Raw genomic sequence first — 16,148 nt, 5'->3', positions numbered from 1 at the left:
ACGCAAAAATAAAATACTTATTTCATTAACTAGAGTCTTCCTTTGGAATTCCATGTACTCCCAATTAAAGCAAAAAGGCCGATAATAAACATCGATACTGATGGTATATATCGCCACCCATTACTTGCTGCTACATACCAAACTGACCCTCCCAAAAGGAGTAAAAGAATAAAGACTATAAGTACTTTTTTCATACTGTTGCAATTTGCGTGTAAAATTACGTTTTTTTGTGGAAAACGACTAATTTTAGAGCATAGAAATGAAAAGAAAAATAAGTTATAGGGGAATAATATCCAAAAATAGGGGTAAAATTATCGTTTTTGATCAAAATGTTATTTTTTATTTTGAATTCATAAAAAAATTAATACCTTTGCGGAATAAAAAATCGACTACAAAACTTAATAATCTGAAAATAAGTAGAAACCAGATTATAAAACCTAATATACGGAGAAAATTAAACTCTAAATAATTTTTAACTAAAACAAAACACATGAAGGACGCAAAAAAGCGAATGTGCAAATTGTGCCTTATTCCTGCTCTTGCCGCAACTCCCCTCTCGGGTATGGCACAAGGTGTAATTAAAGGTACAATTTATGACTCCAACAATGAACCGATTATTGGTGCATCGATTGTGGAAAAAGGTAATACCAAGAATGGTGCCGTAAGCGACCTAGATGGTAATTTCACCTTAACTTTGAAAAAAGGCAGTAAGGCTGTTATTTCTTACATCGGAATGATTTCTCAGGAAGTCGGACTTGGTGAGAAACAAATTATTGTTCTAAAGGACAATGCAAGCGATTTAGGTGAGGTTGTCGTTTTAGGCTATACCAGTAGAGCCCGTAAAGACCTTACTGGATCTGTTGGTTCTATCTCTGGAACTAAACTTGCAGCTGTACCCGTTACATCTGCTGCTGTCGCTCTCCAGGGTAAGATAGCCGGTGTACAGGTAACAACTGTCGATGGTCAACCTGGTGCTGATGTCAATATCCGTGTCCGAGGTACAGGTTCCGTAACTCAAAGTAATGACCCTCTTTACATCGTCGATGGATTTGAAGCACCCAACATTAACGATATACCTCCATCGGATATCGCTTCTATCGATGTTTTAAAAGATGCTTCGCTTACAGCTATTTATGGTGCCAAAGGTGGTAATGGTGTTATTGTCGTTACCACCAAAAGTGCGGCTGCTGGTAAAATTCAGGTTTCTTTCAATGGAAATCTTTCAATCAGTCACTTAGCTAAAAAACTCGATCTGATGAACAGTGCCCAGTTTGCAGACTACTGTTGGGATAGAGCCGCAGCTGGTAGTACACGTAGCAATGCAGCTAAGTATTTCCGGGCCAACTTTGGTAACCCTAATGATCTTGACATTTATCAGAGAGCAACCACTCACGACTGGCAAGACGAAGTAATGGGTGAAACACCTCTTAATTATTCAGCTAACCTCACTGTCGGAGGCGGTTCTGATAAGATTCACTTTAACACCTCACTTACCAATAGTCAGGATAATGGTATTATCCTTGGATCTGGTGTACGTCGTACTAATCTAAATATCAAACTAGAAGCTATACTCTCTCCTAAATTGACCTTGAAAATGAATCCAAAGTTCTCTTACCGCCGTGATATTGGTGCTGGTGGCGACAACATTGGTTCAGGAGGTGTAATTGACGTACTCCGCTATCGCCCAACAAACGGTTTGCGCGAATTTGCATTTTGGGATCCAGCAACTGTAGACCCTGACGAAGAAGCTAATTTTGCTTATACCAATCCGAAAAACGATATTCAGACCAATACGCAAAAGAAGCACAGTTACAATATTACTAATCAGATTGCATTAAACTGGAAACCAATCAAGGGACTTACAATAGAGACAAACTTCTCTTATCGTATGTACTTCAACGATACAAATCGTTTCTATGGCCCTTTGACCAAGACTGGACAGTCTAATAATAAGCTTCCAGTAGCTCAGATTACGAATTCTCATCGTGAGGCTTATACATGGACAAATACAGCCAACTATAATTTTAAGATAAATAAAGAACATGAATTTGACTTTTTGTTAGGCTCAGAAATTCAGAACGATCAAACCAAAACAACTTATCAATTTAATCGCTATTTTCCTCGTGAAATAGATTCTGAAACGGCACTCAACAATATGACTTTGGGTGTACCTTACCAGTCTACATCTAGCTTGACTACCCCTATTCGACAGGCTTCTTTCTTTGGTCAGGCCAGTTGGAATTATAAACATCGTTATCTGGCAGCTGTAACCATGCGTGCGGATGGTTCCACTAAGTTTGCTCCAGAGAATCAATGGGGATATTTCCCTTCTGTATCAGGAGCCTGGGTTCTCTCAGAAGAACCATTCATGAAAAATATCAAGTGGATTAACAATCTCAAGATTCGCGCTTCATGGGGTCTTGCCGGTAATAACCGTATAGACAATGATATGTGGCGTTATCTCTACTCTGTAAGTACTACAGGTGGTCCAGGATTCGGCGAAGCTACCGAAAATGGAGAACAATACTATAGCTTTGGCAATGGTAATAAGTTCACCAACGAGAAAGTAAAGTGGGAAACCAGTGTAAAACGAAATCTCGCTGCCGACATATCACTCTTTGATAATCGTCTGCAGATTACACCTGAACTTTATTGGAATACGACCAAAGACCTACTCTATCTTTCGGATATACCTTCTGCAACAGGTTACACGACACAGATGCGCAATATCGGTCAGGTTTCCAACACTGGTGTTGAGTTGACTGTAAACTACGATATCCTTCGTGGCAAAGATTATGTACTGAGCGCCAATGCAACATTCGGTTACAACAAATTTAAAGTAGATAAATTAAATGAAACCGATAATGTAATTTGGGACAACAACAGCCGTTGGTATTCTTCAAGTGCAGTTACCAATAATGACTATGCTATTCGTGTAGGAGATGAAGTTGGCTTGCTATATGGTTATGTATACGATGGTCTTTACTCTGCCGACGAGTTTGATTTTGATCCTAACCAAAACTTCCTGGCTATACCAAAAGAAGGCACAGTAATCATGGACGGCATATTCAATGACAGCCAAAGTGGTACAGCCACTTTACCTGGTAAAATAAAATTCAAGGATCTCGACGGTGATGGTAAAATTACAGAGGCCGACCGTACTAACATTGGCCATACCGTTCCACGATACGAAGGAGGTTTTGGCTTAAGCGGTCAGTGGAAAGGTTTCGACTTTGCTGCCAATTTTAACTATATGCTTGACTTTGACATTGTTAATGCTACTGCATACCAATTGTCTTCGTCTACATCAACCAGCAGTACATTCTATAATGTATTGAGTAAATTTGCAGACAACCGTTGGCGCTACACACGCATTTCAGACGGCGAAAACCTATATAAAAACTATTATATAGATGGGGCTTTGGAAGAATATATCAGCATGAATGCCAACGCAACATTGTGGAACCCTGCAGACATTACTAACAATGTACTCCACTCTTACTTCGTAGAGAATGCCTCTTTCCTCCGTTTGCAGGATGTTACAATTGGCTATACCCTACCTCGTAAACTAACAGCACGATGGGGTATAAGTAAAATACGTGTATATACCTCTGCTTCTAATCTCTTTGTTATCACAGGATATACGGGTTATGATCCAGAAGTCGACATCCAGACCAGTCTCTGCTCAGGTATGGACCTCAACCGTTATCCACGTAGCCGTAGTTTTGTATTCGGTGTGAATGTGACTTTCTAAATTACTAAAGAAAAAAATATGAAACTGAAATATATTTTTATGACAGGATTGGTTATGGCAAACCTCACATCCTGTAACGACTATCTAGACGTGGATACCCCTTCCAAATATGGTGATGATTACGTCTTTAGCACAAAAACAGAAATTGATCGTGCTCTTAATGGTGTATACGCACAACTGCTCAACAATAACCTTTACGGCGAAAAGTACCTTAAAGATTTGTGTTTGAACAGTGATGTAGATTTTGCTACATCTTCTGACGAAGCTGCAACCAGCAACGGTTTCCGTCGCTTTGAATGTACTGCCGACGCAAGTCAATTAAAAAATACATGGAACGCAGCATATCAAGGTATCGAATATGCCAACAACTTTATTTATCAGCTCGAAAAAAGCAATATCTATAAAGCCGGCGATGAAGACCTTTTCCAGAAAATGGGTGAAGCTAAAGTTATTCGCGCCATGTTTTACAATGATATCATAGATTTATGGGGTGATGTACCCTTCTCTTTCACACCTACTTCAGAAAAAGAAGATATGATTACTCCAATTGTTAATCGAGATACTATCCGAACTTTACTCATTCAGGATCTTCAAGCTATTGCACCTCGTATGAAGTATGCTCGCTCTTTGGAAAATACTATCGAGCATGTTTCTAAAGAGGCTTGCTGGGCAATGATATCACGTATGGCTCTTTCAGCAGGTGGCTATTCCCTTCGGCCAAACAAAAGTGATGTTACCAGTCATGGTACTATGGAGCGTCCTGCCAACTATCGTGAGTTTTACCAGATAGCTCGTAATTATGCAGATTCTGTCATTAAATCTAATACACATAGTCTAAACAAGAGCTATCGTAATGTCTTTATCGATGAATGTAACTTCATCGTAGACAATGGAGATGACCCAATTTTCGAAATTCCATTTGCCAAAAAAACAAGTGGTAACATCGGTTATATTCAAGGTCCAAAAGCCTCTCTTTCTTCAGGTGTCTCTATCCAGCCGAACGTATGGGGGGAAACTAGCGGTAGTGCTCAAATAAGTGCATTCTATGGTTATTCCTTCGATGAAAAGGATACTAGACGCGACTATCTGAATGGCATGTGGAGCTATACTAATCAAGGCGACTCTATTTGTGTTCCTGCAATTCAAGCCAATTATACAATGTATAATAATAAATGGTCTAAATTATGGTCACAAGCTGGTAACTTTGAGAATAACTCATCTGGTTCTACTGGTATCAACTATCCGTACCTACGTTATGCTGATGTCTTATTGATGTTTGCAGAAGCAGAAAATGAACTCAATAATGGTCCGACAGAAGCTGCCAAGAATGCATTGAAACAAGTTAGACGACGTGCTTTCTCAAGCGAAGATATTCCATTGAAAGTAGACCACTATGTCGACTCTGTTAGCGCTAATAAAGAGTCTTTTCTCATGGGAGTACTCAATGAGCGTAAATGGGAATTTGCAGGTGAAAATATGCGTTGGAAAGACTTGGTACGTAATAACCTCTATAGCGTAGAATGCTTCTATTCTTTCCTACGTTATTATGGTGTAGGTGAAAATGCTGGTGGTACATCTCAATACCTAGATTATGTTGCAGAGCATGATGGAGTAGAAACAAGCCGTTTCGACAAACTTCCATTCAGTGTATACTATCGTCGTATAGCCAATCCGAAAAATACAGATGTATATCCAAATACAGCTTTGGAAATTTTAGAGATTGCTAACCCATACACTAATCTCAACAAGAAACCTACAGACGATGAATCTATAACGAACGAAGAATATACATGGAAAGAATATCAAGGCAACTTCGGTTGGTGGAACGATGGTAAAGGAACTCCTACCAACCAATGTATGTATTCATTCTATGGTTTCATTCGTGGAAGTGAAAATGGCATGATATATCTGGTAGGAAATGATGGAAACACACAAATGTTAGGCGAGGTTACTGGCCACATGACAGCAGCTCAGCTTCCTGTAGTACGCTACATTCTACCTTATCCAAGTTCAGCCATCCAGCGTAGTGCCGGTGCATATAAGAACTATTATGGTTACGCTAACTAATCGAGTTCAAACATTAAGAATCTATGAAAAAAATATTTCTATATATAACGACAGCCCTCGCAATTATATCATTTAATTCTTGCTCTGACAAGGATTCTATAACCGAAGAGGCCGATCGTGAATTCATGACCATGTTCCGCACCGATGATAATACGGGACGTGGTGATAATGACCCTTATCGCTGTCAAGTCATTACAGTCAATGGACATAATAACAGTGTACACCTTTACTGGTATGGTGTAGATGACTGTGCGGGATATGAGCTAAAATGGGCACTTCAGCCTGCAGTTTCTTCCGGTCTTGCAAGCGATTGGGAAAATCCAGATAATATTATTAAGGATACTATCGTTTCTCCAGACTGCCTAGATATGGTTATCAATAATATGGAGTATAGTACTGACTACCGCTTTGCCATTCGTACCCTTTCTAAAAAAGGTGAAGGCTACCACTCTAAGTGGTATGGATATGGTAGTGGACGTCAGTGGGCTGAATATTGCGGACTTACTACTGGTAATCGTTATCCTGTTCCTGAAATTATTACTCAGAGTGCTCCTACAAAAACGAGTGTTCGCATTTATATTAACCCTTCTTATGAAGATGCTGTAAACAACTACACGGAGTCTGTTCCTAACGAATTTGATAAAAATTTTGAAGTCAAAGATGGTAAATTCGTTATGCAAAAACTCACTGTTAAACCTTCATCGGAAAACCCAAATGCCCCTGTTCCTGATGAATTTGCTAATTACGAACTGAGTGAAGCAGACTTCGAACGAGGTTATATTGATATTGAAGGCTTACAAGAAAGTAGTGTATATATTATCAATGTAGAGAATACTAATATTCCAGTTGCCGTTGATGCTGTTTATAATACTCTTTCTGTACGCACAGATGGCGAAGTTGGAGATCCTATTCTTATCACTCATGAAGTTACACCTAATGATACTTTGAGCGATGGTACCACATTAGTAGATATTTCAAGCTATAATGCTATGAGACTTGATGAAGTCTTCACTGACTATATCCACAACAACAAATTAGCTGAGGGGACAATCTTCGAGCTCGAAGGTGGTAAAGCTTACTATTTCAAGAACAATATGAGTCTTTCAAAAGGCCTTACACTCCGCACCCGACCTGAAGACATCGCTGCAGGAAAAGGTCGAGCTAAAGTTTACTTAGGTGGTCTCTGGAAAGAAGGAACCACAGTGAAGTCTAACAACTTCATGTTTGGTCGACAGCCATTATCGGGTGAAAACTATACATTGTTCGTGAAGTCGCTCGAATTTGAAAATATTGATTTCGACTGTCCACTAGCAGAGCATTTCAATGGTACAAGCAATGGTACAGGAAATTACTTCATTAACATGTACTCTAACGGTATGGCCGTAACTTTACAGTCATTTACCATAAAAGACTGCTCTTTCCGTCGTATGATTCGTGGATTTATACGTGTTCAGGGATCGAAAGTCAAACAGTTTGAGCATGTATTGGTAGAAGGCTGTGACTTCTATGACTGTGGTTACTACGACAACAATGGTCGTGGATATGCATGGGTAGCTGGTGATGGTGCTCAACCAAAATCAAATATCTTCAAGGATATGGTTTTCAGAAATAATACTTTCTATGATAGTCCACGCACTTGCATGATTACTGATAATGGTAAGGATTTAGACTGGCCTACATCTATTACTTATAATATTACAATAGAAAATAACACATTCGTGAATTTCTCTACTTGTAGTTCGGGCCGACAAATCATTGACTTGCGCTATCTACCTGGTGGTTCTAAAATTAGTATCAAGAATAACCTTTTCATTCTGACAAAGCAATCTGACGATGATCGTTACTTGTATCAGGGTGGTGCTGACATTCGCACAATTAATGGTTCTGGTGAAGCATCTTGGGATATATCAAATAACTGGTCTACCAACACATTCTTAACTAGTGGACAGATATTCACTGGTAACGCATTCAATGCTACCAAAAATAGTTTCGGAAAGTGGGCTGAATGGAACGTAGCTGGTGCTAGTGAACTTGAAGTTCATGTAGACAATATCTCACCAGAAGACTTGATGACAAGTCCTAATCCACCTCATAAACAGAGTGGTACAACAGGTTCTATCGATACACATACTATTGACAACCTAAATGGCCTATATTTCAAAAACACTTCTACTGTGAAGAACTCAAAAATATACCAGCTAGGTATTGGAGCTTCAAAATGGAGAGAAAGTGTAAAATAGTACATACGATCAAAATATAACAAAGCCATTCAAATTGGCAGTCTATAAAAAAAGCCTCCTTTTATTAGGAGGCTTTTTTTTATATAATACCGCCAATAAAAGAGTATTCTACATTAATTATATCCTACATTTGTCAAATAATATAGCAAAAAAACATAGCCACTAAAAATCATCATCTAGCTTAAAATATTCAACTTTTGATCAGCCTGTTTGGTCTTTTTTCTTCCCCTAGATTTTCTCTCCCGCCAAAACCACAGGTCCTAGGGGTCGAAACCTAAGACTTTGTTCGCTAAACTCTATGACCTTATCGCATCAACCCTAAGCTTTTACCCCCTAGGACCTATGGTTTTGTCGTCCATTTCTTAAACCGGTGGAGCGTTGAATGCATAACAAGTTGATATTCAAGAAGATACAAAAACACTTCAAAATTCGCGTATTTGAGGCATTCTTACATTGCCATTCCAAATTCGCAAAGCACAAGACAGTTTTTGTCAAGTAAATTCAAAAAAATATTAAAACTGTGCGATAAAGTACAAATAGTATCTCATGAGAGATAAACTAAAGCACATATATTATCATATACAGCATTAAATACAAAGCAAAAAGCAACTTCACCTCATGAAACTGCTTTTTGCTAATATAGTCTTAATTGATGTTTTACTACAACCTAAATACCAATATCATTAGTTAAACCAGATATCAGTTTTAAGTTCATCCCTAAATTCAATTGCTACATCTTCATCAGCTAAATCTTGGTCAATGTAGCTTTTTGCAGTAAAATCTTTATAAATTAACTGCTTTTTTAAATCTGTAACTGCCATAGTGCTGAAGTTTGAGTTGAATATATATATTTACAAAACAAAGCACAGATACATAATCTGCCTTATACGGTAACAAATATAACTTATAAATTGATATAAATCAAATAATTGGAGATTTTTCGTCTTTATTTAACTTTTATTGCACTATATATCTGTTTTATAACTAATTCAGTTCAAAAAAGCAGAAAAGTATAAAATAAAAACAAGTTAAAATAGAATATAATAGGAACGACAAGAAATCAAATCGAAGAACACAAAGTTCCTGATTAAAATTACAAGTATTTCCTAAAAAGAAAAAGGATGCAAACATAAGTTAGTTGCATCCTATTTTATTTAGTTGTAAAATTAGAATTACTTTATAATTCCTAAATCTACAAATACCTTCTTCAAAATCTGTACACCACGCTCAACTTCTTCCTTAGAATGAGAAGCCATTAGCGAGAAGCGAATCAATGTATCCTGAGGTGCACAAGCTGGTGGAATAACAGGATTAATAAATACACCTGCCTCAAATGCAGCCTGAGTAACCAAGAATGTTTTGTGAATGTCACGAACATATAGAGGAATAATTGGACTTTCACTATCACCAATTTCAAAACCCTCTTCCTGGAAACGCTTCAAAGCATAATTAGTAATATCCCAAAGATGCTCTATACGTTCAGGCTCCTCCTGTATAATATGAAGAGCCTCTAATGCTGCAGCTGTAGCTGCCGGAGTATCAGAAGCACTAAAAATATATGTACGGCTAGTATGACGCAAGTAATTAATAGTTTCCTTACCAGCGGCAATAAAACCACCAATAGAAGCCAAACTCTTAGAGAATGTACCCATAATCAAATCAACCTCATCTGACAAGCCGAAATGATCACAAACACCTCTACCCTGCTTACCAAATACACCAAGACCATGAGCCTCATCTACCATGATACTGCAGTTGTACTTCTTCTTCAAAGCAACAATTTCTGGTAATTTAGCCAAATCACCTTCCATTGAGAAGACACCATCTACAATAATCAACTTAACAGCCTCATAAGGAAGAGTTTTGAGCACACGCTCCAAATCATCCATATCATTGTGCTTATAATGCAGTGTACGGGCAAAAGAAAGGCGACGACCATCAACTATAGAAGCATGATCACGATCATCACAAATAATATAATCACCTTTTCCTACTACTGTAGCAATAACACCAGAATTAACCGTAAAGCCAGTAGAGAAGCAGAGAGCTTCATCCTTATGTACAAACTCTGCTAATTCTTTCTCCAACTGAACGTGAATATCAAGAGTTCCGTTAAGGAAACGACTTCCTGCGCATCCTGAACCATATTTATCAAGTGCTTTCTTAGCAGCCTCAATAACACGTTCATCTCCAGTCAAACCAGTATAAGCATTAGAGCCAAACATCAACACTTTGTGACCAGCCATTTCTACTTCTGTAGCCTGCTTACTTGTAATCTCACGGAAATAAGGATACACACCTTGTTTCATGTACTCTTGTGGTACACGATAATTTTTGTATCTTTCTTCTAACTGTCCCATTATAATAGGTATAGTATTTTTATATTTTTCTATTTTTCAGACTGCAAAGATACAAAAAAGTACTAACATACCATCTTTTTTACTAAGAAAGTTATCTTTACTACAAATTTTATGCGATTAAAACATGTATTTAATTGGATTTTATTAACTTTGCATTGCATAAATCAGCGTTATGTTATTTTATGAAGAAAATTTTGTTTATCATGAACCCTATATCTGGTACCATTAGTAAAGCTGGTATTCCAGAAATAATAGAAAAAACTTTAGACAAAAAAAAGTTTGACTATCAAATACGCTTGACAGAATATGCAGGGCATGCTTCGGAAATAGCAATTGACGCTAAAAACAATGGCTATGACATTGTTGTTGCCATCGGAGGTGACGGTACTGTCAACGAAGTGGCTCGCGCACTAGTCCATTCTCAGACTGCTCTTGGAATTATACCATGCGGATCTGGTAACGGATTAGCAAGGCACCTCATGATACCAATGAACATAAAAAAAAGTATAGAAATAATCAATAAAGCCGAAATTCATGATTTAGATTACGGTGTAATTAATGATTACGATTTTTTCTGTACTTGTGGTATGGGATTTGATGCGCTTATCAGTATGAAATTTGCAGAAAGCGGCAAACGTGGGCCTATAACCTACATGGAAAACATTTTGAGCGAATGGCTCAAATACGAACCAGAAACTTACGAAATAGAGGACGAGAGCGGAAAATATAAGTATCAGGCGTTTCTCATATCCATAGCTAACGCTTCACAATATGGTAATAATGCGTACATAGCTCCTCAGGCATCTATGTCTGACGGATTAATGGACGTCATCATTATGGAACCTTTTGACATACTTGAGGCTGGACAAATGAGTTTTGATTTATTCAACAAAACTATGGATAAAAACCCACATATCAAAACATTCAGATGCAAACAACTCCATATCCATAGAAGTCAGCCGGGCGTCATCCATTACGATGGTGATCCAGTGATGACAAATCAGGACATAGATGTAAAGATTGAGCCAAGTGGAATTAAAGTTGTTGTCAACCCAAATGCAAACAAGCAACAAAGAAGACCTAATATTTTACAAAATGCCTTTACTGACTTCTTTAACAACTTGCATTCTGTAAGAACAGACATTACCAAAACTGGGAAAAAAGTTGAAGTTATCAGTAAAGCCATCCAAAGAAAATTGAATTCAAATTTTTAATATAAATAAAAATCAGACGTCATATTAGCAAACCAATCTGTACGCTTTCCATCTGAGTTCATCAAACAAAATACTTGTTCGTCTATTGTCCCAGGAAACATTAATTTAAGCTCTAATAAATAGCGAGAAGGTTGTTTTCGAGACACCGTTTTTATCGCATGTTTCCGAGATAAATAATATCCTTTTGAACAAGCTATAGAAACAAACGAATCAACCGTTTCCGCCGGTAATATCACTGACAAAGAACCATCAACCTTTAGCAAATTCTTAGATACTTCTAACAATTCGCTATAAGGCAACGATTCCGCATGACGTGCCATCATACGTTGAGAATCAGGATTTTTTAAACTATTTACAAAATATGGAGGATTAGAAATAATACTATCATATTTTTTGACATCTCCAGAATTACCCTGCAAAAAAAGATAATATTTTTGTAAATCCATAAAATGCACACAAATTTGGTCATGAAAAATACTATTCCGAACATTCTCAACAGCCTGCCTACACGCCGCATCATCTATATCTATCGCATCAACAAATGCATTAGGATAACGTTGAGCCATCATTAATGCCAACAATCCGGTACCTGTACCGATATCAAGAACGTGATCTCCGCCTAAAGCCCAAGCACCAAGGAGAACCCCATCAGTACCAACTTTCATACCACAATGTTCTTGTTTAATTTCAAACTGTTGAAAAGTAAAGCTATTATTTTTCATACCACTTAAACGAATATTCTCACAGTTTATTATCTTTTCACAGGCAAATACACCTTATTTAAAGAAATTAAAAGAATAGCGCCCCCATATTCGAATTAAATTTCTTATCTTTGCACACTAAATGACAATTTAAGACAATGAAGAGAAAATCAAATACACAATTTCAGATGATTGCTGATTATGATGGGGATTTATCTGCACTTATGGGAACAATGGAGACAGGTGAATACCCTATTTTAGCAACAAGAAACCTGGTTCTCTTTCCTACAGTGATTAGTCCAATTCTTGTAGGTCGCGAAGCCAGTGTAAACTTAATAGAAAAGCTGAAAGACAAAGAAGGTACAGTCTTTGCCATTTTTTGCCAAAAAGACCAAAATGTAGACAATCCACAACAAGAGGATTTATATGAGACCGGAGTCTTTGCTAAAATTGTAAAAGTAATGGAAATGCCTGGCTCTGGTGCTAATACTACAGCTATCGTCCAGGGACTTGGACCATGTAAGCTAGTCAATCTGACTAAAACCCGTCCGTATTACAAAGGCATTGTTGAACCAATTGAAGAAGTCATTCCAAACAATGACAATAAAGAATTCAACACACTTATCGATACCCTTAAGAAAACCGCCATTCAGTATATTCGCCAGAATGACGAGATTCCTGATGAATCTGAATTTGCTTTAAAAAATATATCCAACAATGTCATGTTGGTAAATTTCATCTGCGAAAATTCTCCTTTCAGCATTCCAGACAAAATAAAAATGTTGGAACAGAAATCGTTTGTCAACAGGATCTACATGACATTAAAACTACTCAACAATGAACTCGAACTAAACGACATCAAACAACAAATTAGACGCCGTACTCATGAGGATATTGATGAGCAGCAAAGACAGTATTTCCTGCAGCAGCAAATCAAGAAAATTAAGGAAGAGCTCGGCACTGACTCTGGATCACCAGAACGTGCTGAATTAATGGAAAAGGCTAAGACCAAAAAATGGAATTCTGATATTCAGGAGGTATTCTACAAAGAAGTAGAAAAACTCGACATGCTCAATCCACAGAGCCCAGAATATTCGGTTCAATATAATTATTTGAGAACTCTGGTAAGTCTGCCTTGGAATGAATTCACAACAGACGATCTTAACTTAAACCATGCAAAACGAAAGTTGGAACATGACCACTACGGCATGGAAAAAGTTAAGGAACGTATTCTTGAATATATAGCAGTTCTAGCTCTCAAAGGTGACATGAAATCACCTATTATCTGTCTGTACGGTCCTCCAGGTGTTGGTAAAACCAGTCTTGGAAAAAGTATTGCTGCCAGCATGAAACGTAAATATGTACGCGTTTCTCTTGGTGGTGTACACGATGAGGCAGAAATCAGAGGACACAGAAGAACTTACATAGGCGCAATGCCTGGCCGAATCATCAAGAGTATCCAAAAAGCGAACTCAAGTAACCCTGTATTTATCCTTGATGAAATTGATAAAATCTCACAGAATAACATCAATGGAGATCCATATTCCGCGCTTCTTGAAGTTCTCGATCCAGAGCAAAACAAAGCTTTCCATGACAACTACATGGATGTAGATTATGACTTATCAAAAGTATTGTTTATCGCTACAGCAAACGATTTAGGTTCTATTCCTCGTCCACTACTCGACCGTATGGAAATTATCGAAGTTAGTGGCTATATCACAGAAGAAAAGATAGAAATTGCTAAACGCCACCTTGTACCAAGGGAAATGGAAAATACCGGCCTTGATCAATTAGAAGACAAACCTACATTCAGTAAAGCCGCATTAGAATATATCATCGAAAATTATACCCGAGAAAGTGGTGTACGCCAGTTGGAAAAGCAAATCAATAAAGCTCTCCGCAAGATGGTTTATACAAGAATGAGAGACGGCAAACTACCTTATACCAAAATTACACCTACAGCAATAGAAGGTATATTAGGCAAACCTCCATATTATAGAGATATTTACCAAGGTAATGACTATGCTGGTGTTGTAACAGGATTAGCATGGACAAGTGTGGGCGGCGAAATTTTATTTATCGAGACTTCACTTAATAAGGGTAAAGGTGAGAAACTTACCATTACTGGTAACTTGGGAGATGTCATGAAAGAATCGGTAGTCATAGCAATGCAGTATGTAAAAGCTCATATTGAAAAACTTGGTATAGACTACAAGATCTTTGACTATTGGAATGTTCATGTACATGTTCCTGAAGGAGCAACACCTAAGGATGGTCCTTCTGCAGGTATCACAATAGCAACAAGTATTGCTTCAGCTATTACACAACGTAAAGTACGCAAAAATACAGCTATGACCGGTGAAATTACACTTCGCGGTAAGGTGCTCCCTGTAGGTGGTATCAAGGAAAAAATTTTAGCTGCAAAACGCGCCGGCATTACAGATATTCTCATGTGTAAAGACAACAAGAAGGACATCGATGAGATTCCTGATAAATACCTAGAAGGTGTATCTTTCCATTATGTAGAAAATGTACAAGATGTTTGGGATTTTGCTCTTACAGACGAAAAAGTAGATAACGCCATCAATTTCACCATTCCCGAAGAGAATAAAGAAGAAGAAAATAAATGAAATTCGAGTTACAACATACAGACAGCGCATCTGATGCAAGAACTGGTATCATAACAACAGACCACGGACAGATCAAGACTCCTATTTTCATGCCCGTGGGTACTGTTGGTACTGTAAAAGGTGTTCACTTTAATGAATTGAAAGAGCAGGTAAAAGCTCAGATCATATTGGGTAACACATATCATTTGTATCTCCGTCCTGGCTTGGACGTATTGAGAAAAGCTGGAGGGTTACACAAATTCAATGGTTGGGATCGTCCAATTCTTACTGACAGTGGTGGTTTCCAAGTATTTTCACTGACAGGCATTCGTAAATTGTCAGAAGAAGGTTGCGAATTCCGTTCACACATTGATGGAAGCAAGCACTTCTTCACACCAGAAAACGTAATGGACACAGAACGTATTATCGGTGCTGACATCATGATGGCATTTGATGAATGTCCTCCAGGAAAAAGTGATTACCAATATGCCAAGAAGAGTTTGGAGATGACACAAAGATGGCTCGATCGCTGTATCAAGCGCTTTAACGAAACAGAGCCTCTTTATGGATACAATCAGAGTCTCTTCCCTATTGTTCAAGGATGTACATATAAAGACCTTCGACAAGAAGCAGCCAAGTATATCGCAGACAAAGGTGCTGACGGAAATGCAATCGGCGGACTCGCTGTGGGTGAACCAACAGAAATCATGTACGAAATGATAGAGGTTGTCAATGAAATATTACCAAAAGACAAACCTCGTTACCTTATGGGAGTAGGTACACCTCAAAATCTTTTGGAAGGTATTGAGCGCGGTGTCGATATGTTCGATTGCGTAATGCCAACTCGAAATGGTAGAAATGCCATGTTGTTCACCTATAATGGAACCATGAACATGCGTAATAAGAAATGGGAAGATGATTTCAGCCCTGTAGATCCAGATGGATGCGAAATAGATCGCATTACAACAAAGGCATATCTTCATCATCTGTTTAAAGCGCAAGAGTTACTAGCTATGCAGATAGCAAGTATACACAATCTGTCTTTCTATCTAAGACTTGTAACAGATGCTCGTCATCATATAGAGCAAGGTGACTTTGTAACGTGGAAAAGATCTATTATAGATCAACTCGGTAGAAGAATTTAACAAAAGAAATGGACTACACGAAATTAAGAAAATTCCATAAACTTTTTAGGCTAGGCAA

The 16,148-nt window shown here is 37.9% G+C and carries 9 protein-coding genes; 6 read left to right on the top strand and 3 right to left on the bottom strand.

What is annotated here, in order from left to right:
• The first annotated feature begins 490 nt into the window (after window positions 1–490).
• The 3 genes from L6469_RS01790 to L6469_RS01780 are packed head-to-tail and all read left to right on the top strand — an operon-like array spanning window position 491 to window position 8,061.
• Window positions 491–3,754 (top strand): SusC/RagA family TonB-linked outer membrane protein, encoded by a 3,264-nt coding sequence (locus tag L6469_RS01790; protein WP_006282942.1) that lies wholly within the window; start codon window positions 491–493, stop codon window positions 3,752–3,754.
• Between the two features lie 18 nt (window positions 3,755–3,772).
• Window positions 3,773–5,821: a RagB/SusD family nutrient uptake outer membrane protein gene (locus L6469_RS01785; protein ID WP_006282943.1), complete on the top strand. Its 2,049-nt coding sequence runs from the start codon at window positions 3,773–3,775 to the stop codon at window positions 5,819–5,821.
• A gap of 23 nt (window positions 5,822–5,844) precedes the next feature.
• Window positions 5,845–8,061 (top strand): hypothetical protein, encoded by a 2,217-nt coding sequence (locus L6469_RS01780; RefSeq protein WP_006282944.1) that lies wholly within the window; start codon window positions 5,845–5,847, stop codon window positions 8,059–8,061.
• 683 nt (window positions 8,062–8,744) lie between these two features.
• Here the strand turns inward: L6469_RS01780 and L6469_RS01775 are convergent.
• Together L6469_RS01775 and spt are read right to left on the bottom strand one after the other, a co-directional pair.
• Window positions 8,745–8,882 (bottom strand): hypothetical protein, encoded by a 138-nt coding sequence (locus L6469_RS01775; protein WP_155815432.1) that lies wholly within the window; start codon window positions 8,880–8,882, stop codon window positions 8,745–8,747.
• A 351-nt stretch (window positions 8,883–9,233) separates the two neighbouring features.
• Window positions 9,234–10,421, bottom strand: coding sequence for a serine palmitoyltransferase (gene spt, locus L6469_RS01770; RefSeq protein ID WP_006282945.1), 1,188 nt, complete (start codon window positions 10,419–10,421; stop codon window positions 9,234–9,236).
• A gap of 182 nt (window positions 10,422–10,603) precedes the next feature.
• On the opposite strand from spt, the gene L6469_RS01765 reads away from it, so the two are divergent.
• Complete coding sequence (locus L6469_RS01765) at window positions 10,604–11,635, top strand: diacylglycerol/lipid kinase family protein (RefSeq protein ID WP_006282946.1); 1,032 nt, start codon at window positions 10,604–10,606, stop codon at window positions 11,633–11,635.
• Here the strand turns inward: L6469_RS01765 and L6469_RS01760 are convergent.
• Window positions 11,632–12,357 carry a tRNA1(Val) (adenine(37)-N6)-methyltransferase gene (locus L6469_RS01760; protein ID WP_006282947.1) on the bottom strand — a complete coding sequence of 242 codons (726 nt, stop codon included), beginning with the start codon at window positions 12,355–12,357 and terminating at the stop codon, window positions 11,632–11,634. The two genes, L6469_RS01765 and L6469_RS01760, sit on opposite strands and share 4 nt — an antisense overlap.
• 137 nt (window positions 12,358–12,494) lie before the next feature.
• On the opposite strand from L6469_RS01760, the gene lon reads away from it, so the two are divergent.
• Complete coding sequence (gene lon / locus L6469_RS01755) at window positions 12,495–14,966, top strand: endopeptidase La (protein WP_039870810.1); 2,472 nt, start codon at window positions 12,495–12,497, stop codon at window positions 14,964–14,966.
• Window positions 14,963–16,090, top strand: coding sequence for a tRNA guanosine(34) transglycosylase Tgt (gene tgt, locus L6469_RS01750; protein WP_006282949.1), 1,128 nt, complete (start codon window positions 14,963–14,965; stop codon window positions 16,088–16,090). Before lon ends, tgt begins: the two co-directional genes overlap by 4 nt.
• Window positions 16,091–16,148 lie beyond the last annotated feature (58 nt).

The organism is Segatella baroniae B14, from assembly GCF_022024235.1.
Classification (GTDB): domain Bacteria; phylum Bacteroidota; class Bacteroidia; order Bacteroidales; family Bacteroidaceae; genus Prevotella; species Prevotella bryantii.
This window is presented reverse-complemented; position numbering and strand designations above follow the sequence as displayed.

What these genes read in the sequence shown, in the direction of transcription:
- L6469_RS01790 (WP_006282942.1), top strand. Translation starts at nt 491, where the DNA reads ATGAAGGACGCAAAAAAGCGAATGTGCAAATTGTGCCTTATTCCTGCT.
- L6469_RS01785 (WP_006282943.1), top strand. Translation starts at nt 3,773, where the DNA reads ATGAAACTGAAATATATTTTTATGACAGGATTGGTTATGGCAAACCTC.
- L6469_RS01780 (WP_006282944.1), top strand. Translation starts at nt 5,845, where the DNA reads ATGAAAAAAATATTTCTATATATAACGACAGCCCTCGCAATTATATCA.
- L6469_RS01775 (WP_155815432.1), bottom strand. Translation starts at nt 8,882, where the DNA reads ATGGCAGTTACAGATTTAAAAAAGCAGTTAATTTATAAAGATTTTACT.
- spt (WP_006282945.1), bottom strand. Translation starts at nt 10,421, where the DNA reads ATGGGACAGTTAGAAGAAAGATACAAAAATTATCGTGTACCACAAGAG.
- L6469_RS01765 (WP_006282946.1), top strand. Translation starts at nt 10,604, where the DNA reads ATGAAGAAAATTTTGTTTATCATGAACCCTATATCTGGTACCATTAGT.
- L6469_RS01760 (WP_006282947.1), bottom strand. Translation starts at nt 12,357, where the DNA reads ATGAAAAATAATAGCTTTACTTTTCAACAGTTTGAAATTAAACAAGAA.
- lon (WP_039870810.1), top strand. Translation starts at nt 12,495, where the DNA reads ATGAAGAGAAAATCAAATACACAATTTCAGATGATTGCTGATTATGAT.
- tgt (WP_006282949.1), top strand. Translation starts at nt 14,963, where the DNA reads ATGAAATTCGAGTTACAACATACAGACAGCGCATCTGATGCAAGAACT.